The organism is Brevibacillus sp., from assembly GCF_003521185.1.
Classification (GTDB): domain Bacteria; phylum Bacillota; class Bacilli; order Brevibacillales; family Brevibacillaceae; genus Brevibacillus; species Brevibacillus parabrevis.
In genome coordinates, this window is the sequence record NZ_DOTK01000029.1 from 57419 (window position 1) to 83519 (window position 26101).

The following is a 26101-nucleotide window of genomic DNA, read 5'->3' on the forward strand; positions in this document are numbered from 1 at the left end:
TTGATGAACAGCCGCTACCACCAGCTGTGAAATGTAGATGTCGTGATTCCTAAGAAATTGATGAGCAAAAGCAAAAACGCCAAGACGTTCCATTGCGCCATCCTGCGCATTTGCATCGTATCGCGAAATCGCTTGTACAGCCAGAACGAATAGCTGGCCAAGACGAGCAAAGAGAGCACGACTTTGGAATCCAGCAAAAATTTCTCCGGCAGTACCATTTTTCCCCAAATGATCCCCAGCACAATCGAGAGCAGCAGCATCGGCACACCGAGCATATTCATCCGGTAAGCGTAGCCCTCCAATTGATCGAGACTGGGCAATCTGCGCAAAAGCGGAGTCCAGCGGCGCTCCTTGAGCATCTTATGCTGCAACAGGTACATCGCTGAAAAGATCATCGACAGAGAGAAAGCTCCGTAGCTGAACATCGCCAGCGTCACATGTGTCAACAGAAGCTCAGAGGTCAGCACACTGGATACAGCGACGATGGGCGTCTCTGGCAAAAACATCGACATGACCAGGACGACAAATCCGATGATATTTGTAAAAAAAACCAGTAAATCAATGCGAAAAAAATAGTGAATGGCAAGTGACAGACTTACCAGCACCCATGAGTAAAAAAACAGCGTCTCAAACAGTGTAATGACAGGAAAATAAGCTTTCATCACCGTTTGCGACACAAAAAAAGCGGTTTGCAAGGCCCAAACGACAATAAGCAACCCGAAAGCCAAACGATTGACTTTCCGGTTGCTTTGCAAGAAGTCGTTAAAATAGAAGAGAACACTTGCAGCGTAGAGAAAGATCGTCAGGTCGTAGATCCATCTCACCTCGGCCATGCACTCTCTCCCCTCTTTCCCTATCGGTTTCTATCGATGGCAGTATCGTTTTTGCAAAGAAGGTTGTTAGTCCGGCAGGCGGGAAGCCAATACCTTTTCACGAGCTGCTGGTTGTTTTGTTTTATCGTCTGCCCAGATCGCCTCCTGCTCTTTGCGTTCCAGGATTTCTTCCAGAGCAAACATCTTGGTGAAAATGTCCAGCACTTCTTCTCCGGATTTGGTAGCTGCCATCTCCTTCAGACGGACAACCGGATCATGCATCAGTTGATTGACGATCCCTTTTGTCGTCTTGCGGATGATGTGCATCTCGCGCTCCGTCAAGTTTGGCAGCTTGTTTTCAATCTTGCGCATCGCTTCGCCTTGAATGGTGAGCGTTTTTTCACGCAGCGCAGCGATCAGCGGCGCTACTCCGAGCGTCTGGTACCAGGCGGTAAACGCCATGATTTCCTCTTCGATCATAGCCTCCAGTCGCTCCGCTTCCCGCGAGCGCTCTGCGACGTTGCTTGCGACGATGCCTTCCAGATCATCGATATCGTACAAAAAGACGTTATCCAGATCGTGCAGATCAGGGTTCAGGTCACGGGGAACCGCAATATCCACCATGAACAGCGGGCGGTGCTTCCGCTGCTTCATGATCGGCGCCAAATCTTGCTTGCCGAGGACGTACCCGGTCGCTCCCGTCGAGCTGATGACGATGTCTGCGGTGAGCAGCGCCTCAGGCAACTGCTCCATCGTACAGGAATCCCCTTTGAATTTTTCCGCCAAAAGCTGCGCTCTCTCCAGCGTGCGGTTTGCTACCGTGACGCGTTCGGAACCGTTGGCGTGCAAATGTTTGGCAGTCAGCTCGCTCATTTTGCCCGCTCCGACAATCAGGACGGACTTCCCGGCGAAAGAGCCGAATATTTTTTTGCCCAGTTCAACCGCCGCATAGCTGACCGAAACGGCGTTTTGTCCGATAGCCGTCTCCGTATGGGCACGCTTCGCGAACGTAATCGCTTGCTTGAACAGCGTGTTGAACACGGTTCCCGTCGTTTTCAGCTCTTGCGCCATCAAAAAGGCATCGCGCACCTGACCGAGAATTTGCGTCTCTCCCATCACCATCGAATCAAGACCAGCAGACACTCTAAACAGATGGTCGATTGCCTGTTCGTTCTCTTTTATATAGAGGTGATCCTTGAATCGTTCTTTTTCCACACCGAACCATTCCGCCAAAAAACGACGCGAATAGTCCCGGCCGATATTCGCCTGATCGCAAACGACGTAAATTTCCGTACGGTTGCATGTCCCCAAGATGACACATTCTGCAATACTCTTCGTCTGGGAGAGAAGATGAAGAGCGCGCACAGTCCCATCATCGCTGAATGTAAACTTTTCGCGAACTTCGACAGGTGCCGTTTTATAATTTAAGCCCAGCAAAAGAATATCCATAATGTCCTCCCAGAATGACATACTTGCATACGCCATATGTAAAATGCACTATTATTATAACATTATGCCCGTAAACGGACATGAGTAATTGTGAAAAGTTTATTAACTGAACGCACTTTTGGGCGCTCATAGAGTCGAATCGCTAGGGTGCAAACCGCGGCAAAAAGCGACAAATGGCGCATAAATCCGCTTGAAATCCCATTGCCGATACCGTATGATGCTGGCTATACGTCTATAAATATAAAATTTCGTAAACAAGCCGGGAGGAGAGAAAAGAAGCATTGAGAAAACCATGGATGGCAGACATAACGCTGCTTCTTATCGCTTTGGTCTGGGGAACCACATTTTTAATCGTACAGCAGGCGATCGCCTCACTGCCCCCCAACACGTTCAATGCTGTGCGCTTCACAGTAGCCGCTCTGTTTTTGCTCGTCATTCTATTGATTCGCAATCGTCGCCAGCTTACCGAGTTCCGCGGTCCGATCATTCGCGCTGGCATCATTCTCGGCTTCTGGCTCTGTCTTGGCTACGCTCTGCAAACAGTCGGCCTGCTTTACACGACGCCTTCCAAAGCCGGATTTATTACAGGCTTGTCTGTCGTGCTCGTGCCGCTGTTCTCTTTTTTGCTTTTGCGCGACAGAATCAAGGTTGTCGCCGTCATTGGCGTGATTCTCGCAGCAGCAGGCTTGTATTTGCTGACCCAAAATCAGGAGTTTTCGTTCAACCTGGGTGATGCGCTCGTGTTCGGCTGTGCGATTTGCTTCGCCATGCAGATCGTTTTTACCGGAAAGTACGCGCCACACTTCTCGGCCTTGCCGCTCGCCATCGTTCAACTGGGCACCGTCGCGGTCATGAGCTGGCTCTACGCTTTTTTCTTCGAAGACTGGAGCCGTGCGTTTGATCCGGCGATCTTGTTCATCCCCGAAGTGGCAATGGGCCTGATCGTCACGTCGATCTTTGCGACCGCGCTTGCCTTTTTGGCCCAGACGGCTTTGCAAAAGCAAACCAGCTCGACGCGAGTGGCACTCATTTTCGCCCTTGAGCCTGTGTTTGCCGCCCTTACTTCGTACATCTTCATTCATGAAGTATTGAACGGACGCCAGCTGACTGGCTGCTTGATGATTTTTACCGGAATGATCCTGGCAGAGCTGCCGATCGCCCAATGGCTCCAGCAAGCTCGCGAGCGAAAAGACAAAACAAAAGCAGGCCGCGAATCGGCCTGACTGAGTGGCAAAAATGACAGAAAAAAGGTTCCTTCTCCCCGCTGGAAAAGGAACCTTTTTCCATGAAATTGGCTCTGACCGCTTGCGGCCAACAAGCTCCGACACGCCTGGATCGCGCGTCAGGAGCTTTTTTTCACTTCCTGCAAAATGGCATCGACAAACAGCTGCATGACTTGCCCGCACACCTTTTGCGGCAATCGCTCCGTCCGCTTGAGCCACTGCCGCAGCCGCATCAGGTGGAAAGCCGCATGCGGCACTCGGCCGCTCGTTCCGTGGTCAATCAAGGCGACAGCCGATTGCCCCACTTTTGCCCAATGGCGGTATTTTTCAATCCACGGCCGCGCTTCCTTCGCGAGCTTGTAGTTGCTCATTCCTCCCAGCAGCTGGTGGGCGGTCTGCTCCATCTCGCGGAAAAGCAAGTTCAGCTCAGAGACTGCTTTGTTCCGATCCCCCTGCAAAAACTGAAAGCGAAAGGACAGAAACGCTTCGAGCAGACGCGGCGACTCGACTTCACACAAAAACGAGCTTTGCACATTATCGGCAAACGCGAAAAAAGCATCGGCATCGGCATCACCCGCTACTTCTGCCACCGCCTGTTTCCAGGCGATGTGCGGATCGTAGCCGTACGGATCGCGCAAATACGCAGCCGTCGTCATCAACGGAATCTTGGAACACTCCGGCAGCGACATCGCATTCGCCACATAACCCGAAGCGTGTTGCCACAAGTCAGGGTCGCGATGGCGCAAAGGGCCAATGTGCAACTCGTTTGCCATAGCCAGATCGTTCACCGGGTAGTTGTCCCAGTAAAACGGCTTGTGGCGCGTGTACTCGGCAAAGCGTACAGCATCCCCATCTGTCAAGTACGGAGAACAAACGAAGCGTCCCGTCCAGAACAAATCCATCTCTTCGGACAAATGCTGGCCGAGATGCTGGATATATGGCTCTTTGCCAATCCCGTTGTACTGGGTTGGACACACAAACAGCCTGACCGGCTCGCCCCATCCTTGCATCATCTCCCATACCCGGCTGGCCGTTTGCACGTGAGCGTCTGCCAGGTGAGCGAACTGCGCAATGTCTTGCTCATGCAGCAAGTGCATGGGAATGTCGTCAAACAACAAGGAAAAATACCGGACGCCTTTGTCGTACATCGTCCGATATTTTTGAACAAGCTGCTTGATATGGGCCGGATTCGCATATTCCATGCTAAGGCCGGGGCTTAAACAGTAGACGAACTGCATCTGGCGCTGCCTTGTGCTGTCAATCAGTTCGTCCAGCTGACGCATCGCTTCTGTCGGGTGCGGCTCCATCCAGCGCTCCCGCAAAAACAGATCGTCTTTTGGCGAGTAGAAATAGGCATTGTAATCGTGCCGATGCAAAAAATCAATCATGTCCAGCCGCTCTGCATGCGTCCAGGGCGTTCCGTAGAAGCCTTCGATCACACCGCGTACGGCAAAGCAAGCCAGTTTGCTCACAAGAATGCCTCCCCTTCCCAGTTGCGGATTGGGTCTTGGACTTTTTCTCTTCCCTTACTCTGACTCGCTTGAGGTCGCTGCCGGAACCGAAGCTGCTGCTCCCGCTTCCTGTGCAGACTCGTTGCTTTCGCGCAGACGGCGCATGATTTCTCCCCACAGCTCATCTTTGCCTTGTCCTGTTTCCGAAGAAAACACGATGATCGTATCGCCGCCACGCATGTTCAAAGTCTGACGAATGATTTTTGTATGTTGCAGCCAGCGTCCACGGGCAATTTTGTCGCCCTTGGTCGCCACGATCACTGTAGGAATGCCGATCTGTTTGCACCAGTCGTACATCGCCACGTCGTCCTTGGACGGTGCGTGGCGAATGTCAACCAGCTGGATGACAAACCGCAGCTGTTCGCGGTTTTTCAGGTAGCCTTCGATCATTTTTCCCCATTGTTCCTTGATCGTCTTCGCGACCTTGGCGTAGCCGTAGCCGGGGAAATCGACGAAATAGAGCATCTGATTGACGCGGAAGTAGTTCAGCGTCTGGGTCTTGCCGGGCCGCGAGCTGATGCGGGCAAGCCCTTTGCGGTTCATCATTTTGTTGAGCAAGGAAGACTTGCCCACGTTGGAGCGGCCTACCAGCGCAATCTCGTGCAGGCCGTCCTCCGGGTATTGTTTCGGTCCGACAGCGCTGATGACGAACTCGGATGATGTTACTTTCATGCTTTGTCACCTGCTGTCGGCTGTTTGGTCAGAGCGTGGCGCAATACTTCATCCAGGTGCTCGACCGGATAAAAAGTCAGTTCTTTTCGCACGCTCTCCGGAATATCTTCAATGTCTTTCTCGTTGTCTTTTGGCAAAATAATCGTCGTCAAGCCAGCGCGATGGGCTGACATGCACTTTTCTTTCAGGCCGCCAATCGGCAGCACTTTGCCGCGGAGCGTGATTTCCCCGGTCATGCCCACTTCTTTTTTCACAGGAACCTGGGTTAGAGCCGAGACAAGCGCGGTCGCCATCGTAATCCCTGCGGACGGACCGTCTTTCGGAATCGCGCCTTCTGGAACGTGAATGTGAATGTCGTTCTTCTCATGGAAGGCCGGATCAATTCCCCACTGGTCCGCGCGCGAGCGAATGTAGCTGAACGCAGCCTGCGCCGATTCCTTCATCACATCGCCGAGTTTTCCGGTCAGGGTGAGCTTGCCTTTTCCAGGCAAAATGCTGACCTCTACGTTCAACGTATCCCCGCCTGCCTGTGTCCAGGCAAGACCTGTTACGGAGCCGATCTGGTCTTTTTGCTCTGCCAATCCGTAGCGGAAGCGCGGTTTTCCGAGCAGCGTCTCCAATGTTTTGGCCGTGACCACGACACGCTTCTTTTCTCCGCTGACGATCAGCTTCGCTGCTTTGCGGCATACATTGGCGGATTCCCGGTTCAAGTTGCGCACGCCTGCTTCACGCGTATACAGGCGGATGAGCTTCAGCATGGCATCTTCGTGCACTTGCAGCTTATCCTTGCCAAGACCGTGCTCCTCCATCTGTTTGGGCAGCAAGTACCCGCGCATGATGTTGAGCTTTTCCAGCTCGGTGTAGCCGGAGATCGAGATGACCTCCATCCGGTCGAGAAGCGGACGCGGAATCGTATCGAGACTGTTCGCCGTCGTGATGAACATGACATTCGTCAGATCGTACGTCTCTTCAATATAGTGGTCGCTGAACTTGTCGTTCTGGTTCGGGTCCAGCACTTCGAGAAGCGCGGAAGCAGGATCTCCGCGGAAATCGGATGCCAGCTTGTCGATCTCATCGAGCAAAAAGACCGGATTGATCGTGCCAGCCTGCTTCATTCCCTGGATGATTCGCCCTGGCAGAGCACCTACATACGTGCGGCGATGACCGCGAATTTCCGCTTCATCGCGCACGCCTCCGAGCGAAATCCGCACGAAGTTGCGCTCCAGTGCGCGTGCGATCGAACGGGCGAGGGAAGTTTTCCCTACCCCCGGAGGTCCAACCAGACAGAGAATCGGCCCGCGCATGGAATTGACCAGCTTTTGCACAGCCAAATACTCCAGCACGCGTTCTTTCGGCTTTTCCAGTCCGTAGTGATCCTCGTCCAGAACTTCCTGCGCGTGATGGATATCCAAATTGTCCTCGGTCGTTTTCGTCCATGGCAGCGCCAAAAGGGTGTCGATATACGTGCGAATGACAGAGCCTTCTGCGGAAGTTGCCGGCATTTTTTCCAGGCGCTCCAGCTCTTTTTCGATTTTGGTCTTGATTCGCTCGGGAGCGTCGGACTTCTCCAACTGCGAGCGCAGCTCATCCACTTCTCCCTGACGGCCGTCCTTGTCGCCCAGTTCTTTCTGGATCGCTTTCATTTGCTCACGCAAGTAGTATTCCTTTTGCGTGCGCTCCATCTGCTTTTTCACCCGGTTGCCGATCTTGCGCTCCAGCTCCAGAACCTCGCGCTCGTTGTTCAGGATATCCAGCAAAATTTCGAGCCGCTCCTTGATGTTGACCGTCTCCAAAATTTCCTGTTTGTCCTTCATTTTCAGCGGCAAATGGGAAGCAATCACGTCAGCCAGTCGGCCTGGCTCTTCAATGTCTGTCACGGATGTCAGCGTCTCGGGAGAAACCTTTTTGGAAAGCTTGATGTATTGCTCGAAATGGTTCAACAGCGAGCGCATCAAGGCTTCTACTTCGTTTTCCTCCGTTTTTTCTTCTTGCAAGTATGTAATAGACACGACGAAATAATCTTCCTGTTGAAGATATTCCTCAATCTTCGCGCGTTGCAGCCCTTCCACCAATACACGGATTGTGCCGTTTGGCAGCTTCAGCATTTGTTTGACACGCGCAACGGTACCGATGCTGTAGATTTGCTCTGCATCTGGCTCCTCTATGTGGACTTCTTCCTGTGTTGCAAGCAAAATCTTGTTGTCGTCCACCATGGCTTGCTCCAGCGCGCGGATGGACTTTTCCCGTCCAACGTCCAGGTGGAGTACCATGGTCGGATACACAAGCAATCCTCGCAACGGGAGAAGCGGTAATTCTCGTTTACCGGAACGTTCGCCCAAGCGGATGCACCTCTCCTTGTTGATCTATCCCTCTTACCAAGAGCCTGATAACAGACAAAAACGGCTCCCAAAGCCGTTTTTTGCCCACCCGGCATATCCGAATCACCCCAAAAGCAAGCGCGAGAAAAACTGATCTTCCCGCCATTTGGGGAGCCCGTAACAGGCCGGGTAGGGCCCCGGGCTCTTTGCAAGCAGAAGCTTTTTACCATTGTAGCGCAAACACAATCCGATGTCTAATCTGCGGGCGCACGCGACTGCTACAGGGTCATAGGCGAGGAAGCCAGATCCTCCGCCGGAAGCTGGAGCGTAAAGCCAGGCGCTTCTTCCTCCTGTACAGCGACTTGCGGCACAGCCAGTTCAATGACTTGCGGCACAGCCAGTTCAATGACTTGCGACACCGTTGAGACAGGAATGACCTCAATGCCTTTCATGTCGGCAAAAATGCTCTGCCAATTTTCCTCGGGGATCAACACGCGTGTGGCTCCCGCTTGTTTGGCTGCCTCTACTTTGGCGACGACTCCGCCGACAGGCTTCACTTTGCCGTGAATGCTTACCTCTCCAGTCATGGCGAGCAAATTGTCGACCGGCACTTCCGTGATCGCGGAGTAAATGGCGGTCGCGATGGTAATTCCCGCTGATGGCCCGTCGACCGGAACACCGCCCGGAAAATTGATGTGCAGATCGTAATCGTACGGGCGAACACCCATGCGGCTGAGGACGGTCAGGACGTTTTCAATCGAACCTTTTGCCATCGACTTCCTGCGGATGGTGCGACTGCGGCTGCCCATCTCCTCTTCCTCTGCCATCCCTGTCATGGCCATCCGGCCTTGTCCGGGCACAGCAGCAGGCGTAGCGGTCACTTCCAGCTCCATGACGCTGCCCATGTTCGGCCCGTAAACGGCAAGCCCGTTCACCAGACCGACTTGTGGCGTATCATGCACCTGTTTTTCAGGGCGCGGCGACTTCTGGCTGCTGTGCACGACCCACTCCACATCTTGCGCGATGATGTTTTTGCGTTCCTCGGTCAAGGCAATTCCGGCGGCGATTTGCAATGTATTGATCGCTTCGCGGCCGTTGGTGGCATACCGCTCGATGACGGACACCGCATCCTCATCAATGTTCATATGCATTTTCGGAACGGCTGTGCGCACGATGCTGCCGATTTCCGCCCCTTTCAACGGGCGAAAGAAAATTTCCAGGCAACGGGAGCGCAAAGCCGCTGGCAATTCATCCGGCAGCCGCGTCGTTGCCCCGACCAAGCGGAAATCCGCTGGCAGTCCATACTTGAATACATCATGAATATGCGAAGGAATCTGGTTGTTTTCCTCGCTGTAATAAGCGCTTTCCAGCATGACTTTGCGGTCTTCGAGCACTTTTAACAGTTTGTTCATCTGTACAGGATGCAACTCCCCGATCTCGTCAAGGAACAGCATCCCGCCATGTGCTTTCGTGACAGCACCCGGCTTCGGTTGCGGGATACCCGCCTGCCCGAGCGAACCTGCCCCCTGGTAAATCGGATCGTGAACAGAGCCGATGAGCGGGTCGGCGATGCCGCGCTCGTCAAACCGGGCGATCGTGGCGTCAATCTCGATAAACTTGGCGTCTGCATTAAAAGGCGACAGTTGGTTTTTCTTCGCTTCTTCCAGCACGACCCGGGCAGCAGCCGTTTTGCCCACTCCCGGCGGACCGTAAATGATGACGTGCTGCGGATTCGGCCCGCACAGCGCGGCTCGTAAAGCGCGCAGTCCGTCTTCTTGGCCGACGATTTCTTCCAAAGTAGCCGGACGTGTTTTTTCCGACAAAGGCTCCGTCAATGCAATCATTCTCATTTTGCGAATCGAGTCCAGATCTTTTCGCGATTCTTTTTCCGTGGAAGTTTTCGTGTTTCTCTGCGCTCGCAGCAAATTCCAGAAGTAGGTGCCGATGACAATCCCAACGACCACTTCAATGACAGCAATGACCAGTGTGGTATAGTCCATATGCAGTCCCTCCCATGCGTCCATGCAGCTTATTTACGCATATGTAAAATCTCTTCAGCGATATCAAGTAGTATTGCCCCGCATCCGTATACGTAAACCATAAACCCGCAAAGCGCACAGGATGAATATGGAAAAAAACCACCCCGAAAAACGGGATGGTTTTGCTTGAAGCGTCTTTATGCCGTTTCGCCGTGCAGCTCTTGACCTTCTTTGGTCATGAGACGCGGCTTCACTTTGTCGCGCACCGTTTCTTCTGTGATGACGCATTTGGTCACGTCTTCACGGGAAGGCAGCTCATACATCATATCGAGCATGATTTGCTCGATGATCGCACGCAGTCCGCGAGCCCCTGTATTGCGCTTGATTGCCTCTTTGGCAATTTGCAAGAGGGCGCCAGCGTCGAACTCCAGTTCAACACCGTCCAGGCTGAGCAGTTTTTGATACTGCTTCACCAGGGAGTTTTTCGGTTCTGTCAGGATGCGCACCAATGTTTCCTCGTCCAAAGGCTCCAATGTCGCCAGAACTGGCAAACGGCCGACGAACTCCGGAATCAGACCGAATTTCAGCAAGTCTTCCGGCAGGATGTACTTCAGGTACTCGCCTGCTTTCAGATCGCCTTTGACTCCATCGCCAAAATCAGCGCCGAAGCCAATCACTTTTTTACCCAAACGGCGCTTGATGATTTGCTCTACGCCATCGAAAGCACCGCCACAGATGAACAGGATGTTCGACGTGTCGATCTGGATAAATTCTTGATGAGGATGCTTGCGTCCGCCTTGCGGTGGCACGCTGGCAACAGTTCCCTCCAAAATTTTCAGGAGAGCCTGCTGCACACCTTCACCGGAAACATCGCGTGTGATCGAAGGGTTTTCCGATTTGCGCGCAACTTTATCGATCTCATCGATGTAGATGATGCCTTTTTCGGCTTTTTCTACATCGTAGTCAGCAGCCTGGATCAGTTTGAGCAAAATGTTTTCCACGTCTTCGCCCACATAACCAGCCTCAGTCAGCGAGGTGGCATCTGCGATCGCAAACGGCACGTTCAAGATACGCGCCAGCGTTTGGGCGAGCAACGTTTTCCCGCTACCTGTAGGTCCGATCAGCAAAATGTTGGATTTTTGCAGCTCCACATCTTCGATCTTCGCTCCGGAATTAATCCGCTTGTAGTGGTTGTACACCGCTACCGACAAAGATTTCTTCGCCAGGTCCTGACCGATGACATAGTCGTCCAGGATTTTGCGGATTTCCACAGGCTTTGGAATTTCCTTCATGTCAATTTCTTCTTCCGTGCCCAGCTCTTCCTGCACAATTTCGTTGCACAGTTCGATACACTCGTCACAAATGTAAACGCCAGGACCGGCTACCAGCTTGCGCACCTGTTCCTGGGACTTGCCGCAGAAGGAGCACTTCAGTTGGCCTTTGTCGTCGTTAAACTTAAACATGCGCTTCACCTCACAACGGGTCAGTTTTTGCGTTCGATAATCGTGTCAATCAATCCGTAAGCCTTGGCTTCTTCTGCACTCATGAAGTTGTCGCGATCCGTATCAAGCTCAACACGTTCGTACGGCTGGCCTGTACGCTCAGACAAAATCTGGTTCAGCTGGCGCTTCGTTTTCAAAATCCATTCGGCATGAATGCGAATGTCTTCTGCCTGTCCGCGCACGCCGCCGAGCGGCTGATGGATCATCACTTCGCTGTTTGGCAAAGCAAAGCGCTTGCCTTTTGCGCCAGCAGCCAGGAGAAATGCTCCCATGCTGGCAGCCATGCCCACGCAAATCGTGGACACATCCGGCTTGATGTACTGCATGGTGTCATAGATAGCCATACCTGCTGTAACAGAACCGCCTGGAGAGTTTATGTATAGCGAAATGTCTTTGTCCGGATCTTCTGCCTGCAAAAAGAGCAGTTGCGCGACCACCAGATTGGCTACCTCGTCGTCAATCTCGGTGCCGAGCAGAATAATCCGGTCTTTCAAGAGGCGCGAGTAAATATCGTAGGAACGCTCGCCTCTGCTGGTTTGCTCGATGACCATAGGGATCAGCATTATGTATCTTTCCTCCTTTGCGGTAAAAGGGATGGCCCTTTAAGTGAGAAGGATTTTACCAAAAAGTCGATGGTGGAAAAACAAGGCACGAGTGCATCGTGCCTTGTGGTTGGTACAGCCAGTGGTCAAGAGAGCCTGACCACTAACCAATCATGCGTCTTCCTAAGCTTATGCGCTTACTTTGCTTTCTGCAACCAGGAAATCAACCGTTTTGCGAATTTGAACGTCGCGGTACAGTGCCAAGAGGTTGTCTTGAGCAGTGAAGATTTTGCGCAGCTCGTCAGCAGGACGGCCGTATACGCCAGCCAGCTTGTTCAGCTCTTCTGTTACATCTTCTTCTGTCACTTCGATTTTTTCCGCTTTGCCGATTGCTTCCAAAGTCAAGGATGTGCGAACGCGGGAAGTAGCGTCTGCACGCAGTTGGTCGCGCAGTTGGCTTTCATCCATACCGGAGAACTGGTAGTACAGCTCCAGAGTCATTCCTTGGTATTGGAGGCGTTGGCCAAACTCGTTCACCATTTGGTCCAGCTCATGCTCAACCATTACTGCTGGCAAATCGATTTCCGCGTTTTCCGCAGCTTTCAGAACCAGTTGTTCACGAACATACTGTTCTTTTTCTTGCGCGGATTTTTCTTCGAGCTTTTTCTTGGTGTCAGCTTTCAGCTCTTCCAGTGTGTCGAACTCGCTCACGTCTTTTGCGAACTCGTCGTCCAGAACTGGCAGGTTTTTGCGCTTCAGGCTGTTCAATTTCACTTGGAATACCGCTTCTTTACCAGCGAGGTTAGGAGAGTGGTACTCTTCTGGGAAGGTAACCTTGATTTCTTTTTCTTCGCCGATTGCAAGACCTACGAGTTGCTCTTCGAAACCAGCGATGAAAGTGCCGGAACCCAGTTCCAGAGAGTAGTCTTCTGCTTTTCCGCCTTCGAATGCAACACCGTCTTGGAAGCCTTCGAAATCGATAACCGCGATGTCGCCTTCTTGTGCAGCGCCTTCTTCTACGGATACCAGCTCAGCGTGACGCTCTTGCATGCGCTTCAGTTCAGCATCCACGCTCTCGTCAGTCACTGCGAAGTCTTTTTCTTCGATAGCCAGACCTTTGTAGTCGCCGAGTTTCACTTCAGGCTTAACGGTTACCGTAGCTTTGAAGATCAGGTTTTTCCCTTTTTCCATTTGCTCAACGTCTACTTCTGGACGATCTACCGGCTCGATGCCAGCTTCACGAACAGCCTGTCCGTAAGCGGTTGGAAGCAGAATATCGAGTGCGTCTTGGTACAGAGATTCTACACCAAAACGGGATTCGAACATTTTGCGAGGTACTTTTCCTTTGCGGAATCCTGGAACTTGAACCTTTTGCACAACTTTTTTAAACGCTTGATCCAATGCTGCGTCTACTTGCGAAGCATCTACTTCAACCGTCAGGACTCCCTGGTTATTCTCTACCTTTTCCCAATTTGCTGCCACGTAAACTTCCCCTCCTAAATCGAATCAACAGAACATCGCCAGCCGCGCCATGGTATCTTCGCAGGCTCGGATGATAATATTCTAGCCATTATAACCATTCTAGTATAGCATAAATCTTTTATTTTACAAGAAGCCACTCGCTTCAGCGCCGAATCGAATAGCTTCCTCCCAGCTCCCTTACCGGATTGCCCTGATAGTCGTAAAACGCAACTGCCACCTGGACCGTTTGCGGGGTGACTCCTGTCTCCTCGATGATCGCATAGGTCGGCACAGCGAAGCCGCGGGGCATCTGAAGGCTGCCAGGATTTACAAACAAAATATCCCGTTCCACGCCACAGGCCGGGACGTGCGAATGACCGAAAACGACTACATTCGCACCGACTTCCTCTGCCCGGTAGTGCAGGCGAAGCAGCGAGCTTTTTACTCCGAACAGGTGTCCGTGGGTTTGCAGGATGTGGAGATCGCGCCATTTGGTCTGTTGCTCGGTCGGAACCTCTGATGTCGCATCGCAGTTTCCTCTCACCAAAGTCATCCCGGCGAACGGCTCACGCTTGTGATCGACACAAAAATCGCCGCAGTGCAAAATTTTGTCGACAGGGTGTCTCTTGACCACCTGAGCGACTTCTCTGACCAGGCCGTGGCTGTCACTTACGACGAGGATTCCCATCGCACTCACTCTCCCGTGTTGTCTTTCTGTCAGGCTGTACGGCCCGTTATTTCAGCAGCTCCAAAAGCTTCTGCATCGCTTTCGCCCGGTGGCTGATCTGATTTTTTTCTTCCGGCAAAAGCTCTGCCATCTGTTTGTTCAGCTCAGGGATGTAGAAGACCGGATCGTAGCCAAAACCGTTTGCGCCTTTTGGCTCGCGCGCGATCATGCCTTCGCAGGCACCTGTCGCGATGATCGGCTCTTCGCCCGGAATCACCAGCGCCAGCGTGCAGCGAAAACGCGCCGTGCGCTGCTCCATCGGCACACTGTCAAGCTCGGTCAAAAGCTTGCGCCAGTTTTGTTCGTCAGTCGCTTCCTCTCCGGCGTATCTGGCGGAGTAGACGCCTGGACGGCCATCCAGCGCGTCTACTTCCAGTCCGGAATCGTCACCGAGAGCCGGCAGATTCAAGTATGTAGAAATTTCGATTGCCTTTTTCAGGGCATTGGCTTCAAACGTCTCTCCGTCCTCCACCACTTCCGGAACGCCTTCATACTCGGCCAGGCTGATTCCTTCCCAGCCGTACTCGGCAAACAGTCGGTTAAATTCTTTTACTTTCCCTTGGTTGCGCGTCGCAAGCACGACTTTTTTCAGATCAGACATGACTTTCCTCCGCTACCGATTCTGCAAATGTCAGGGGAACATCCGAGAGCGCCTGCTTCTGGTTTTGAATCAGATTGCCGATCCCGATTTTCGCCAAGGCGATCATCTCTTGCAGTTGCTCAGGGGAAAACGGTGCGTCCTCGCCTGTGCCTTGCAGCTCGACGAATTTGCCTTTGCCTGTCATGACAACGTTCATGTCAACCGTTGCAGTCGAGTCTTCCTTGTAGTTCAAATCGAGCACGGTCTCCTCGCCGATCACGCCGACGGATGTCGCCGCCAGAAAATCGTTGAGCGGCAGTTGCTTCCATACGCCGTTCTCCACCAGCTTATGCATGGCATCGACCATCGCCACGTACGCTCCCGTAATGGAAGCTGTGCGCGTCCCTCCGTCCGCCTGGATCACGTCGCAATCCAGCCAGATTGTACGTTCTCCCATCGCTTCGAGATGCACCACCGAACGAAGCGCACGGCCGATCAGCCGCTGGATTTCCATCGTCCGTCCTCCGACTTTTCCTTTGGAAGACTCACGCGCGTTGCGGGTCGCTGTCGCTCGGGGAAGCATGGAATACTCGGCTGTGATCCAGCCCTTCCCGCCGCCACGCATGAAAGGCGGTACCCGATCCTCCAGAGTCGCCGTACAAATCACCTTCGTATCTCCGACTTCGATCAGGCATGATCCTTCTGCGTGTTTAATGTAATTGCGCGTAATCGTTACTGGGCGCAACTGGTCATGGGCACGGCCATCCACTCTCATTCCAAGTTCCTCCTAAATCGCTTTGTTACACTCCGCTCATTATACCAGAGGCACGAAACGATCTGCCACTGCCCAAACCGCTCTGGGCTATTTGCCTCAATTGGCAATTTTCCAATGACTTGCGCGACGGGATGCTTTCTTTCCCCGCGAAGCAAGAAAAAGCGCTTGCGAAAAACAGATGCCTCAAATTAGAATAACATCTAATTAGATATTTAATTAATTAGAGGATGGTGAAAAATGAACTTTCTTTTCTTGTTGAAAAATCCGAACATGCGGCGGCTCGTATCAGCCAATCTGCTCAGCGGAATCGGCGACTGGTTCAACAGCGTCGCGGTTCTCAGCCTGCTTTTGCAAATAACAGGCGAAGCGCTGGCAGTCGGAATTACGCTTGCCCTGCGGACGTTGCCGCACTTGCTGTTCGGGCCGCTGGGCGGATACTTGGCGGATCGTTTTTCCCGCAAATCAGTGATGATCGTTTGCGATCTCGCTCGCGGACTCATCGCGCTCTGTTTTTTATTCGTCGCAAGTGATGCCGACGTATGGCTCGTGTATGCGGGCACTTTTTTGCTCGTCGCGTTTTCTTCGCTCTACAATCCGTCCCGCCTGGCTATTCTCCCCGACATCGTGGACAAAAGCGGGCTTGCTTCCGCCAACGCCCTTGATCAGAGCGTCTTCGGAGTTGTGATGGCGATCGGCTCGCTTGTCGGCGGATTTTTCGTCGCGCTCTGGGGGAGCGAAGTGGCTTTTTGGTTCAATTCGCTGTCGTTTTTCGTCTCCGCTCTCCTTTTGCAGCGGTTGACTGTCGCTACTACGACCGACGGCACGACTGCACCCGCCAAGCAGCGACAAGTGGAATCGCAGGCAACAGACAGCGCTTCCTACAAAAAAGCTTGGCAACAGATCAAAGCAACTCCGGTTGTGCTCGTGATTTTGTTGCTGACAGCGCTGTGGCCGATTGGCGGCGGCTTGATCAATGTGCTGATTTCCGTCTACGCCTATCAAGTATTCGCTGCGGGGCAATGGGGCATCGGGCTTTTGTACGGGGCAATCGGGGTAGGTTTCATCGCTGGCGGGATCGTAGCCCAGCAGTTCCAGCGGCATACGCGGGCGATCGCTTCGGTCAGCTTCGCTTTCGAAGGATTTTTCGTCCTGCTGACGAGCGTGTCGCCGTCGATTTTTGTCACAGCCGCCTGCTACGCTTGCTCGACTGTAGCAGGCGGAATGGGGAATGCCAGCCTGAACACCTTGCTGATGAAGTACGTCAAACCTGATTATTTGGGCCGGGTCTTCGCTCTGGAAGCCACGCTCTCAAACGTCCTGCTCGGCCTGTCCATGCTCGCTGGCGGCTGGATTTTGACTTTTGCCGATCCGCGGATTGTCGGTTTTGCCGCTGGGGCGTTCGTCACCACTTGCTCGATTTGTCTCGGCCTTCTGATCTGGCGAGCGGCACGAACGGCCGAGATGGCTGAAACGGCTGACGACCAGCCAGTGCCATCCCGCAGCATATAGCCGTGAACTGTCGTGCAAAAGAAAAAACCACGCTCGAAAACTGGCGGGCGTGGCATTGCGCTGGTTGATTTAAAAAGCGAGCGGGTTGAGCTGCAACGGCCGGGATACCGGCTTGGTGAAATCTCCGCTGGCAAGCGGTTTGCCCTCGACGAGAAGCTGCACCTGCTTGGCTCCGGTCGAATCGGTCAAGGAAAGCACAAGGGATTGCAGCGCCTCGGGACTGGCTTCCTTGCCATCGTCGTATTTGAGAATATCGCTGCTCAAATTGACGGTGACCAAGTCTTTTTCCTGCTTCACGTCCAGTACGCGGGTCGTTCTGAGCAGCGAGCTGAATAGCTGCGAGCCTTGCTTCGGCCCCTTGATCAGCTCTTCCACTGTCGCCTTGGCGATGTCGGCTGTCTCTGGAACGAGTCGCGTGACCGGAACGTAATACGTACGGGTGTCATTCAGTTGTCCCTGGAAGTACACGGTGACTGCTGACGTGTTGCCCGGCACGGCTCCGTCTGCCAGCTCCAGATTCACCCCATGATTGCGGTCCAGCTGCGTAATCGGCGTACTTGCTGTCGGCATCTCGGTCAACGGTGTTCCGTTCACCCAGATTTGCACCGTTTTGACATTGGGAAATTCCGTCAACGCCCGCGTCACAGCGTCGAGAATTTTTTTCTCGTCCTTTTCCTCATACGCTTTGAACTCTTTGGAAAAGTCCACCGTCGCCACGCCGTCTTTGATTACGAGTCCTTTCACTTCTGTCCCGGTTGGCAGCACAGCCGTGAACCCTCCTTGCAGCAAGCTTTCCACAGGACCGCCTTTGACCATGTAGTTCAAGACTTGCTTGGCAGGCCCCTCCGATTTGGGAATCGTCAAGGACACGGGCACGACATAGCCGTTTGCATCGAGCAAATAAACGGTCTTCTCGTTTGTCTCTTGAACCGCCTGCTCTTTTCCTTGCACCGCGACATCCGGTGACACGGTGCCATTTGGCTGATTGGCCGACACCTGTGACTGTGGCGGTGCGTCGATACTGCTCGTTTCCTGTTCCGGGCCAAAAAGACCGCAGCCCGACAAAAGCACGGCGCTTACCCCCAGGACAGCCGTCATTTTGCCTATGTGTCGCATCTTCATTTCCCCAGCCTCCTCCAGACACTTTGTACTACCATGTATACGAGCAGGGCTTGGGTTTATGCGTTGAAAGTTTGTCTGGCAAAATGGACGGCCTTCCGCCGTTTTAAGGCTGCACAGATTTTTCCAGCGTGTGGTGAATGACGTCCACCTTGCTGCCCAGCCATTCCTCCGCAATCAGCCGGAAACGCTCTGTCTCGCCGCTTGTGACAAACAGGTGCTGTACTTGTTCCAGCTTCTTGCCAGCTTCCGTGGAGACGATTTGCAGCGACAGCTCACGGGCGGTTTCCTCCGCTGAGTTGATCAGCCGGACGCCATCTCCCATGACTTCCTGGATCACGGGCGCAAGCAACGGATAATGCGTACAGCCGAGAATCAACGTATCCAGATTCTCGCCCTGCAACGACGCCAGTGATTCTTTGACGACTTGGCGTGCCTCTTCCGAGCTTGCCTGATGGCTTTCCACCAATGGCACAAACGCAGGACAAGCCTTTCCCACCACGTATAAATCCGGCTCCGCCCGCAGCAGAGCGCGCTCATACGCCTTCGTGCGAATCGTCGTCTCCGTACCGATCACTCCGACCCGTCCATTTTTCGTCACTGAAACGGCAGCACGCGCTCCCGGCTCAATCACCCCGATTACCGGCAGCGGCAAATAAGAGATCGCTTCTTCCAAAACGACAGCAGTTGCTGTATTGCAAGCAATCACCAGCGCTTTAAGCGGTGTGGTCATTACATAATCAATCATTTGAAAACTGTATGTCCGAATCTCTTCCGGGGACTTGGAGCCGTACGGGCACCGCGCGTTGTCTCCTACGTATATGATCCTTTCTTCGGGCAGTTGACGCATGATCTCTTTGGCTACAGTCAACCCTCCCACTCCTGAATCAATGACAGCAATCGCTCCATCTCTACTCATGCAAATGTGTCTCCCCTGTTGAAATGAATATAGTACAGCATACCACTCAAACATTTGTGCTACTACCATATGCTGAGTTTAATTTTCTTGTACTCCGCGAATGTCGCACCTTCTCTGGGCTGCGTTCATAATCTGTGGGAGAGATGCGCCCATGTGAGGAGGAATGTTTGTGGAGGAGCAAGCCAAGCAACTGCTGGATTGGAGTCAGTGGGGCCGTCAGTGGATCGACCATCTGCGAAAACAGAAACCAATAAACCGCGAGCTGGAACGGCATCTGCACAAATTCGAAGAGTCTTTTACGAAAATAGGAAGACAGGCTTCGCGCCTGGATAAGTTGGCTGCCGAGGAGACATTGCCGACGTTAATTGCGCGGGCCGAACAAGTTCAGGAGCAATTCCACCACTTTTTGCGACTGGCGCAACTGACCGAAGAGGAGCAGCAAGACGACGCCACCGCCATCGTTCCCGTTCAAGAAGATTTCCCCGAAACTCAGTTGGTCCACACAGCAACTCTCGCAGAGGTCGATCCTGTCGGCGCCCCCATGCCCGTGTCGTATCCAACAGCCCGGGAACCTGTTCGCGCAACCCGCCCTGTCGCTGCCGGACGCCACACTCTGCCTCCGCTGCCATACGCGCACAACGCTCTTGAGCCATACATCGACGAACATACGATGCGCATTCACCACGAAAAGCTGCATCAAAAATATGTCGACGACCTGAACACGGCGGAGAAAAAACTGGTCGAAGCCCGGCAAAGCGGCAACTACGATCTGGTTCGCCACTGGGAACGCGAGCTTGCCTTCAATGGGGCTGGCCATTATTTGCATACCATTTTCTGGCCGTCCATGAGTCCAGAGGGCGGTGGTGCTCCTACGGGAGAGCTGGCCGAAGCGATCCAGCGGTATTTCGGGTCTTTTGGCGCATTCCAGCAGCAATTTTCCCAGGCCGCTGTCAAAGTGGAAGGCCCTGGCTGGGCGATCCTCGTCTGGTCTCCCCGGGCGCACCACCTGGAAATACTGACGGCGGAAAAACACCAAAATCTCGCCCAATGGGATGCGATCCCGCTCCTCGTTCTGGACGTCTGGGAACACGCGTACTTCCTGTCTTATCAAAACCAGCGCGACAAATACGTGGAAAACTGGTGGAACATCGTCCATTGGCCCTATGTCCAGGAACGTTTTCAGCAAGCGCGCAAGCTGCGCTGGGAGCCGTTTTGAGCCATTTTCCCCGCAAAAAAACCCCCTGTTCTCCCAAGACGTCGGGATGAAAGGGGGTATAAGGCTTCTGGGTCCTGTTTCCTGTTCGTTACGGATTGTAAATGACGAACTCGATCTTTTTCACCTTGACCGGATTTGTGAGCGGCTTGGCGTTTTCATCGGTTTTTTGGGCGGCAATCTTGTCTACGACTTCCATCCCCTCAAACACTTGACCAAAAACGGTATGGCGGTTGTCCAGGTACGCCCGCCCGCCAATTTCCTTGTACTTGGCTTCTGCATTCAGCGGGAGCGCGGACAGATCGAGGTACTCCTGATCTACATTCGGACTTTGGACGATATAAAAATGCGTGCTGTTCGTGTTCGGTCCTGCGTTGCCCATGGACAGCGCCCCGCGGAAGTTGAACAAGTCGCGGTTGAACTCATCTGCAAAATCTTTGCCGTAAATGCTCGGCAGCTCCTTGCCATCCGGGCCAGTAAGCTCTCCCGCCTGAATCATGAAGTCGTTGATGACCCGGTGGAAAATCATGTTGTTGTAGACGCCTTTTTTGGCGAGTCCCTTGAAGTTCTCGACCGCTTTCGGAGCTTTGTCCGGGAACAGCCTCAGCTTGATCACTCCCGCATCGGTAGTCATGACGACGATTTCTTCCCCTTTGCGCGGCTTTTCAAGCTGAAACAGCTTCACGTTGGAGACGTCGATGCCTGTATCCTGCCACACCATGCCCCACGCCTGCCAGACGGCCCCGTCTTTGTTGCCGCGTTTGACGAGGCCGATCAAATCTGTTTTTTCGATTGCCTTATTGTCCGCTGTGTACCCGATATATTTAAATTTCACAATGGAACGATAGCTGTTGTAAGCGTCCTCTTTTTCCACGGTGTACAGCTTTTGCGGCACCGCTTCCACCACTTCAATCTTCTGGAACTGGGCCAACGTTTTTACATACTCCTGCATCGCATAGTAATTCAGGGAGTCTTTTGCCAACAGCTTGTCCAGCTCGGCCGGATTGGTGCGATGCTTCACCAAAGCCTGGGCGAAATCCGCCACTTCCTGCTTGTCTCCACCATGCGGGCGAAATTGGTGTGTCTGGACTTCTGTTCGATAATTATGAGTGGTGCTCGCAGCTGCTTGTTGGACAGCAACCGGGCTAAACAGTGGGATAGCCATACTTGCGACTACCAGGAAGGAAACAAGCTTTTTCAATAGATTCGCCCCCTAAATGTGCTTTTGAAAATATTTCCATGAAGGTAGTATAGCGTAAAGCTTGTCTGGAAGGTAGTTGTTTTTGGAATATTTCTACTTTTCATCCGCCACTCTTGCTCTCGCCGGGAGCAAGTTTTTCTGGCTGAAAGCATTTGACTGCTCCTTTTGAAAGGTTCATATTTTTATTCGGACAAGTGAAAGATTGCCAAGCCTTTATTCGTCTTTACAGGGACAAGGAGGTGAAACCCTTTTGAATCAAGATACTGGCTCGCGAATCGAGCAATGGTTTCATTTATACAGCCAAGATGTCTATCGGTTTCTCGTCTATTACACCGGGCGAAAAGATATCGACGATCTGGTTCAAGAGACCTTTATTCGTGCCCTGAGAGCAGCACAGCAAACAGAGATCGAGAATCCAAAAACGTGGCTGTTTGCCATTGCGCGAAACGTAGCCATTGATGAAAAGCGCCGAGCCAAGCTGATCAACTGGCTGCCGGATGTGTTTTTGCAGCATCTCGTTTCGCGCGATAAAACACCCGAGGAGTCGCTGGAGTTAAGCGAAAACAAGCGCATGCTGTACGAGCTGATCAATCAGTTGAAGCGTTCGTATCGGGACGTTTTGATCCTGCGCGGAATCAAGGGGTTATCGAGCAAGGAGACGGCGGAGGTTTTGGGCTGGACGGAAGCCAAGGTCAATCTCACGTTGCACAGAGCGATGAAGGCGATTCAAAACAAAATGCATGTTTCGATTGCGGAGGTGATGCACGATGCCATCACAAGATGAGCAGATCATCCTGGAGGAATTGAACCAATTCCCGAAGCAAAGCCTTTCCCGGGAACGCAGCCAGGCGATCTTGGAAGGTGTACGAAAAGAAGGAGGCAAACTGCAAAAAGTGAACAAACGAAAAGCGTATTACGGCTGGATGGCCAAAGGACTGATCACCTGCGGCTTGTTGCTCGGCTTTTTCTGGCTGAAACCATTTGCTGTTCCGGCAGAAACAACGAGTCAGGCAGCTTTGACTCCTGAGGAGCAAACGTATTTTGCCGCTGCCCAAAAAGCCGTACAAGCAGCGAGCGGCATTCAGAAAACCTTTCCTTTTGACGAGCTCGAAAAAGACGCGGAATACACGATTGTCCGGGCAAAAGATTACCAAGCCATCGTAACGTTCAAGCCTGGCACGACAGAAGTTCGCAGTGTTGCCGCTGAATTTGCCACAAACGAACTGATCCCGCCCTATCAAAAATATGTAGAAACGGCGCAGAACGCCTTCAAGGAGGCTTCCCAGCAGGTTGCCCTCCAGAAAAGCTGGTTTTTTAAAGGCATGGGCGAACACTATTTTTCCTTCGAGCTTGCGGGCAATCAGCACGTCCAAGTCGATTTTGCCACAAACAAAGTCGCTGGTTTCGCATTGAATTACAACCCAAAAGACGTGGATCAAAAGGCAATCTCCATCGCACAAACAGCCTTGACGCGCCTCTCCCACGAAAAACAGTTTGCCTTTACCGAAGCCAAAAAAAGGAAAGAGACGGGCGAAGCTACTTGGCAGCTCGACAACAAACAAGCGAACTATGCGGTGACAGTCGGCGCAACGACAGGTCAAGTGTACAAGGTGGACTATGTAACAGATATGTACAAAATCAAAGCACTGGATGAAGTCATTCCTGTTACCAAGCCGCTCATTCAAGACATTTTTGGCATGGACATCAGCGGATACACAGCGCACGGCGGCAAAGATTGGGGCGGCTACGTGCTGAGAAGCCCAGGGAAACCAAGCTTTTCCATCCACCTTTACAATTTGGACGTCGGCAATATTTACAGCATCCGCATGGAAAAATAAAAGGAAAAGCTGCCGACTTGACTAGGGTCATGGTCAGCAGCTTTTTCGCATTTTACTTGCACGTATTTTTTCTGTTCGGATTTAAAATGAGCGCCTCATCGCCCAGTTCAAACAATTTGTCCAGCAAGGCATCCATGCCGTGCTCCAGCTTGTAGTCCATCTCTTCTTTATACAGTGGAAGCAAGAAGTAGGCGTGAATCTGCGTTCCGTCCTTGGCAGAAATGACGCTGAGTTCCTCGGAGAGCTGGAACATAATGACGCCATTCAGTCCAGTCCCATCCGCATACGGCTCATATTCCGCATAATTCGGAATCGTGTGTCCGTAACCGAGCCACGTATTGTACTGGTGCGGAAAACGCGCCATCTGCTTCATCAGCCGGATCGGCCAGTACAGATTTTCATCCTTCAGCGACTCTTCTGTCAGCTCCCAGGAGGCTGGCAAAAATATCATCACTTCCGCCCGATCGATCACTTCCTCCATCTGCTCCTGTACTTCATCCGGAATCGTCATCGGCAAATCGCTCATCCCGTTTGTGTACAGCACCCAGAATGGCTCTTCTTCTGTCGGGCTCATGACATTGACATCAATATGGATGGTATCGGAAATGATCTCATGGAAAACGCTGCTCTCTCTCCCGGCAAAAACCGTTTGAAAGTGGTTCACGACATCGTCTACATATTTCATCGGAGCCGGCGGTTCAAAGCCAGCTTGCTGGTTGTAGGTATAAATCGCAGTGCCGTCCTTTGCTTTTTCGTCAGTTTCCACGCCGCCAAACAATTTCTTGAAAAAGTTCATGGTGGTGCCTCGCTTTCTTGGACTTTGGATTTTTTATCCTTTTATTACATCGGTTGTTTTGGATGGGGGATAGAGGTTAAAATTTGAATCGCTCTCATTTATGACATGCTCTTAGCCTATTTTTACTGATGTTTTCTCTTGTATATGAATTTCAAACTTTTCATTTGGAATAGGAAAGCTCTCGGTTGTATGCAGGATGTATATATTTGCGTCGTTTGTTGGCTCAAGCTTAATAAAGCGGGGCACTTCACCCCAAGATATTCCTTGAATCTTGGTTAACGGTAGGTCTACAGCGATTCTAAGTTCCTCCCGTGTATTCGCATTTTTTAAATACAAGCGAGCTGAGCCATTTTGCTGAAACAAATTAATAAGTTCTAAACAGTACATATAGCGCTGATCTGAGGTTTGCTGGATGGAATCCGTCTCTAGTTTCTCTGTTAACCATCCGCTCGTCTCTACGTTTTTATACAAATGTGGAGTCAGTACAAGCATGGCAGTCATGATCATGAAAACCCCAATGACCTCCCACCACCTAGCTGGACTCCACTTTTTCAATAATAGAAAACTAGAAACGACTATCAATAAAATGGAGGGTATACCTAGATACACAAGTATTACTGTGGAAATTAAGTCTATACCCCGTTGAAAATTTGCAGTCGAACCCAGTACAAACCAGATAACACCTGATAAATTAACGAGTATAGTGATGACCCACATTACTTTCAACCACAGTCGCACTGGGTGTTCCCCCTCTTGCTAATTAATCAGGTTTCGCGGGAAGATGGATTCATAAATGAGATTCCCTTTGAAGAGTACGTTGATTCATTATTCCAAGCTATCTCGATGTCACCGCCAACTCTTCTAAAAAATACATCCGGCAAAAAAAGCCTGCTCTATTTGAAAACCATGAGTGCTTAAACTCCCCTTCTTGCTTTGCATCAAACCACGCATCACATCCACATCATCGTCTGATTCAAACAACAGACAATGTTTCAACAGTTCAAGTGAATGTTGTCCTTTAACAGGAAGGGAGAAAGGTTCGTCTCTCAAAATATACTTTACATTTTCGCTGAGCCATTCAACCATGTATATCAAATTCCATTCAAAGGCAGTCACGCGATCCCCCTCTTTTAAAACGACAAACATCTATACCGTGAACAAATAACTTAAGCTGCCCCCATGTTTCACCAGTCAAACTGGCTTCATTAAAAGGATTGACCCCGAACTCATACTGCATTGCAAATATGTTTTTATCTCCAAAACTCCTCATAATGAAACACCTCCGTAGCCACCCGTTTACTTCAAAATCATAATTTTAGACATTAACCTGATTCATGCCCAAATAGGCAGTAACTCCATTCCCACTATATCTCCTCCAGCGACTTTTAAAATGTGACGGACAAAATCCATCCTTCGCAAAGGATCTGCATTGTTGTTGCATACCCGTCTCCAGCTTTTATCTTTTTCTTGCTTTCCATTCTTGTTTGATGATTTTTTTGAACTTTGGTAATAAAGTTCTAAGTTTCTCATTATCGTACCACTCTATATCTTCCCAGAATGTATAAAATCCCTTTAATTGCTCAAGCGTTACCAGTAAATCTGCTTCTGACAATTTTTTAATTTCACATCGTGAATTAAGAATATCGTCCAAAATCTCAAAACATACCACTTGTTTGCCATCTATCAGCATCCCATCGCACAATTCTTTTAATAACGATATTTCTTCAATTTCCTCTTCCAAGAAATATTGCCCGAGTGATTCCATTCCCCCCTCACCTTCCTATTTGTTAGATTGATAACTTGACTCATTTTTTCCTGGAACAGTAAAAGATGACTTCTGATACAGATAAAGAAGTCATCTTTTTAACACTATTACTTGAGCACATTTACACAGAATTTTTTGATACCCTCTAAGATTCCCTTTGATAGCATGTGGATTGTCAACACCTAACTGG

General features: G+C 51.6%; 24 protein-coding genes. 5 read left to right on the forward strand and 19 right to left on the reverse strand.

The annotated features are described in order from the left end of the window. Window positions 1–14 precede the first annotated feature (14 nt). Window positions 15–833: a cytochrome C assembly family protein gene (locus DEP07_RS07080; RefSeq protein WP_063230139.1), complete on the reverse strand. Its 819-nt coding sequence runs from the start codon at window positions 831–833 to the stop codon at window positions 15–17. A gap of 66 nt (window positions 834–899) precedes the next feature. Then, complete coding sequence (hemA, locus tag DEP07_RS07085; RefSeq protein ID WP_173597485.1) at window positions 900–2261, reverse strand: glutamyl-tRNA reductase; 1362 nt, start codon at window positions 2259–2261, stop codon at window positions 900–902. 281 nt (window positions 2262–2542) lie between these two features. Here hemA and DEP07_RS07090 point away from each other — a divergent pair, with 281 nt between their 5' ends. Continuing rightward, window positions 2543–3484: a DMT family transporter gene (locus DEP07_RS07090; RefSeq protein ID WP_305852251.1), complete on the forward strand. Its 942-nt coding sequence runs from the start codon at window positions 2543–2545 to the stop codon at window positions 3482–3484. Window positions 3485–3603: 119 nt separating this feature from the next. Here DEP07_RS07090 and DEP07_RS07095 read toward each other — a convergent pair whose 3' ends face one another. The 10 genes from DEP07_RS07095 to rph all read right to left on the reverse strand — a co-directional run bounded on the left by DEP07_RS07095 (window position 3604) and on the right by rph (window position 15551). Then, entirely contained in the window at window positions 3604–4956 is a 1353-nt protein-coding gene (locus tag DEP07_RS07095) for a protein O-GlcNAcase (protein ID WP_242772039.1), read from the reverse strand. Between the two features lie 54 nt (window positions 4957–5010). Then, complete coding sequence (gene yihA / locus DEP07_RS07100) at window positions 5011–5667, reverse strand: ribosome biogenesis GTP-binding protein YihA/YsxC (RefSeq protein ID WP_122964263.1); 657 nt, start codon at window positions 5665–5667, stop codon at window positions 5011–5013. Then, window positions 5664–8006 carry an endopeptidase La gene (gene lon, locus DEP07_RS07105; protein ID WP_122964264.1) on the reverse strand — a complete coding sequence of 781 codons (2343 nt, stop codon included), beginning with the start codon at window positions 8004–8006 and terminating at the stop codon, window positions 5664–5666. The genes yihA and lon overlap by 4 nt, the downstream gene beginning before the upstream one ends. A 257-nt stretch (window positions 8007–8263) precedes the next feature. Then, complete coding sequence (gene lonB / locus DEP07_RS07110; RefSeq protein ID WP_287102306.1) at window positions 8264–9985, reverse strand: ATP-dependent protease LonB; 1722 nt, start codon at window positions 9983–9985, stop codon at window positions 8264–8266. Between the two features lie 176 nt (window positions 9986–10161). After that, window positions 10162–11427 carry an ATP-dependent protease ATP-binding subunit ClpX gene (gene clpX / locus DEP07_RS07115; RefSeq protein WP_063231186.1) on the reverse strand — a complete coding sequence of 422 codons (1266 nt, stop codon included), beginning with the start codon at window positions 11425–11427 and terminating at the stop codon, window positions 10162–10164. Window positions 11428–11447: 20 nt separating this feature from the next. Beyond that, the gene (gene clpP / locus DEP07_RS07120; protein ID WP_122964266.1) at window positions 11448–12029 is read right to left on the reverse strand and encodes an ATP-dependent Clp endopeptidase proteolytic subunit ClpP; all 582 of its coding nucleotides are present in this window, start codon (window positions 12027–12029) and stop codon (window positions 11448–11450) included. Window positions 12030–12197: 168 nt separating this feature from the next. Further along, window positions 12198–13490: a trigger factor gene (gene tig, locus DEP07_RS07125; protein ID WP_063231184.1), complete on the reverse strand. Its 1293-nt coding sequence runs from the start codon at window positions 13488–13490 to the stop codon at window positions 12198–12200. A 142-nt stretch (window positions 13491–13632) separates the two neighbouring features. After that, window positions 13633–14157 (reverse strand): metallophosphoesterase family protein, encoded by a 525-nt coding sequence (locus DEP07_RS07130; protein ID WP_122964267.1) that lies wholly within the window; start codon window positions 14155–14157, stop codon window positions 13633–13635. Window positions 14158–14203: 46 nt separating this feature from the next. Continuing rightward, entirely contained in the window at window positions 14204–14788 is a 585-nt protein-coding gene (locus DEP07_RS07135; RefSeq protein WP_173597505.1) for an XTP/dITP diphosphatase, read from the reverse strand. A gap of 1 nt (window position 14789) precedes the next feature. Then, complete coding sequence (rph, locus tag DEP07_RS07140) at window positions 14790–15551, reverse strand: ribonuclease PH (protein ID WP_063231181.1); 762 nt, start codon at window positions 15549–15551, stop codon at window positions 14790–14792. Between the two features lie 237 nt (window positions 15552–15788). Here rph and DEP07_RS07145 point away from each other — a divergent pair, with 237 nt between their 5' ends. After that, on the forward strand, window positions 15789–17060 hold the full coding sequence (locus DEP07_RS07145) for an MFS transporter (protein ID WP_242772044.1): 1272 nt from the start codon (window positions 15789–15791) through the stop codon (window positions 17058–17060). A 69-nt stretch (window positions 17061–17129) separates the two neighbouring features. On the opposite strand, the gene DEP07_RS07150 is transcribed toward DEP07_RS07145, so the two are convergent. Both DEP07_RS07150 and racE read right to left on the reverse strand, forming a co-directional pair. Next, window positions 17130–18182 (reverse strand): GerMN domain-containing protein, encoded by a 1053-nt coding sequence (locus DEP07_RS07150; protein WP_122964270.1) that lies wholly within the window; start codon window positions 18180–18182, stop codon window positions 17130–17132. 103 nt (window positions 18183–18285) lie between these two features. Continuing rightward, window positions 18286–19098, reverse strand: coding sequence for a glutamate racemase (gene racE / locus DEP07_RS07155; RefSeq protein ID WP_063231179.1), 813 nt, complete (start codon window positions 19096–19098; stop codon window positions 18286–18288). Between the two features lie 169 nt (window positions 19099–19267). On the opposite strand from racE, the gene DEP07_RS07160 reads away from it, so the two are divergent. Next, complete coding sequence (locus DEP07_RS07160; RefSeq protein WP_242772046.1) at window positions 19268–20314, forward strand: superoxide dismutase; 1047 nt, start codon at window positions 19268–19270, stop codon at window positions 20312–20314. An 88-nt stretch (window positions 20315–20402) separates the two neighbouring features. On the opposite strand, the gene DEP07_RS07165 is transcribed toward DEP07_RS07160, so the two are convergent. Further along, window positions 20403–21512 (reverse strand): peptidylprolyl isomerase, encoded by a 1110-nt coding sequence (locus DEP07_RS07165; RefSeq protein ID WP_242772047.1) that lies wholly within the window; start codon window positions 21510–21512, stop codon window positions 20403–20405. Between the two features lie 250 nt (window positions 21513–21762). Here DEP07_RS07165 and DEP07_RS07170 point away from each other — a divergent pair, with 250 nt between their 5' ends. Beyond that, entirely contained in the window at window positions 21763–22296 is a 534-nt protein-coding gene (locus tag DEP07_RS07170) for an RNA polymerase sigma factor (protein ID WP_122964273.1), read from the forward strand. Next, window positions 22280–23350, forward strand: a complete 1071-nt coding sequence (locus tag DEP07_RS07175; protein WP_242772048.1) for a hypothetical protein — start codon at window positions 22280–22282, stop codon at window positions 23348–23350. The genes DEP07_RS07170 and DEP07_RS07175 overlap by 17 nt, the downstream gene beginning before the upstream one ends. 52 nt (window positions 23351–23402) lie before the next feature. On the opposite strand, the gene DEP07_RS07180 is transcribed toward DEP07_RS07175, so the two are convergent. The 4 genes from DEP07_RS07180 to DEP07_RS07195 form a co-directional block, all read right to left on the reverse strand. After that, a complete protein-coding gene (locus tag DEP07_RS07180; RefSeq protein WP_122964275.1) occupies window positions 23403–24146 on the reverse strand; it encodes a suppressor of fused domain protein in 744 nt (247 codons plus the stop codon). A gap of 111 nt (window positions 24147–24257) precedes the next feature. Beyond that, on the reverse strand, window positions 24258–24884 hold the full coding sequence (locus DEP07_RS07185) for a hypothetical protein (RefSeq protein WP_173597493.1): 627 nt from the start codon (window positions 24882–24884) through the stop codon (window positions 24258–24260). A 123-nt stretch (window positions 24885–25007) separates the two neighbouring features. Further along, complete coding sequence (locus tag DEP07_RS07190) at window positions 25008–25262, reverse strand: hypothetical protein (protein WP_287102307.1); 255 nt, start codon at window positions 25260–25262, stop codon at window positions 25008–25010. Window positions 25263–25602: 340 nt separating this feature from the next. Continuing rightward, the gene (locus DEP07_RS07195; RefSeq protein WP_287102308.1) at window positions 25603–25911 is read right to left on the reverse strand and encodes a hypothetical protein; all 309 of its coding nucleotides are present in this window, start codon (window positions 25909–25911) and stop codon (window positions 25603–25605) included. Between the last annotated feature and the right edge of the window lie 190 nt (window positions 25912–26101).

Coding starts and splice junctions, on each gene's coding strand:
- rph (WP_063231181.1), bottom strand. CDS start 15,551: ATGAGAGTGGATGGCCGTGCCCATGACCAGTTGCGCCCAGTAACGATT.
- DEP07_RS07195 (WP_287102308.1), bottom strand. CDS start 25,911: ATGGAATCACTCGGGCAATATTTCTTGGAAGAGGAAATTGAAGAAATA.
- DEP07_RS07145 (WP_242772044.1), top strand. CDS start 15,789: ATGAACTTTCTTTTCTTGTTGAAAAATCCGAACATGCGGCGGCTCGTA.
- hemA (WP_173597485.1), bottom strand. CDS start 2,261: ATGGATATTCTTTTGCTGGGCTTAAATTATAAAACGGCACCTGTCGAA.
- DEP07_RS07080 (WP_063230139.1), bottom strand. CDS start 833: ATGGCCGAGGTGAGATGGATCTACGACCTGACGATCTTTCTCTACGCT.
- DEP07_RS07150 (WP_122964270.1), bottom strand. CDS start 18,182: ATGAAGATGCGACACATAGGCAAAATGACGGCTGTCCTGGGGGTAAGC.
- DEP07_RS07180 (WP_122964275.1), bottom strand. CDS start 24,146: ATGAACTTTTTCAAGAAATTGTTTGGCGGCGTGGAAACTGACGAAAAA.
- yihA (WP_122964263.1), bottom strand. CDS start 5,667: ATGAAAGTAACATCATCCGAGTTCGTCATCAGCGCTGTCGGACCGAAA.
- DEP07_RS07130 (WP_122964267.1), bottom strand. CDS start 14,157: ATGGGAATCCTCGTCGTAAGTGACAGCCACGGCCTGGTCAGAGAAGTC.
- DEP07_RS07175 (WP_242772048.1), top strand. CDS start 22,280: ATGCCATCACAAGATGAGCAGATCATCCTGGAGGAATTGAACCAATTC.
- clpP (WP_122964266.1), bottom strand. CDS start 12,029: ATGCTGATCCCTATGGTCATCGAGCAAACCAGCAGAGGCGAGCGTTCC.
- clpX (WP_063231186.1), bottom strand. CDS start 11,427: ATGTTTAAGTTTAACGACGACAAAGGCCAACTGAAGTGCTCCTTCTGC.
- lonB (WP_287102306.1), bottom strand. CDS start 9,985: ATGGACTATACCACACTGGTCATTGCTGTCATTGAAGTGGTCGTTGGG.
- racE (WP_063231179.1), bottom strand. CDS start 19,098: ATGAGTAGAGATGGAGCGATTGCTGTCATTGATTCAGGAGTGGGAGGG.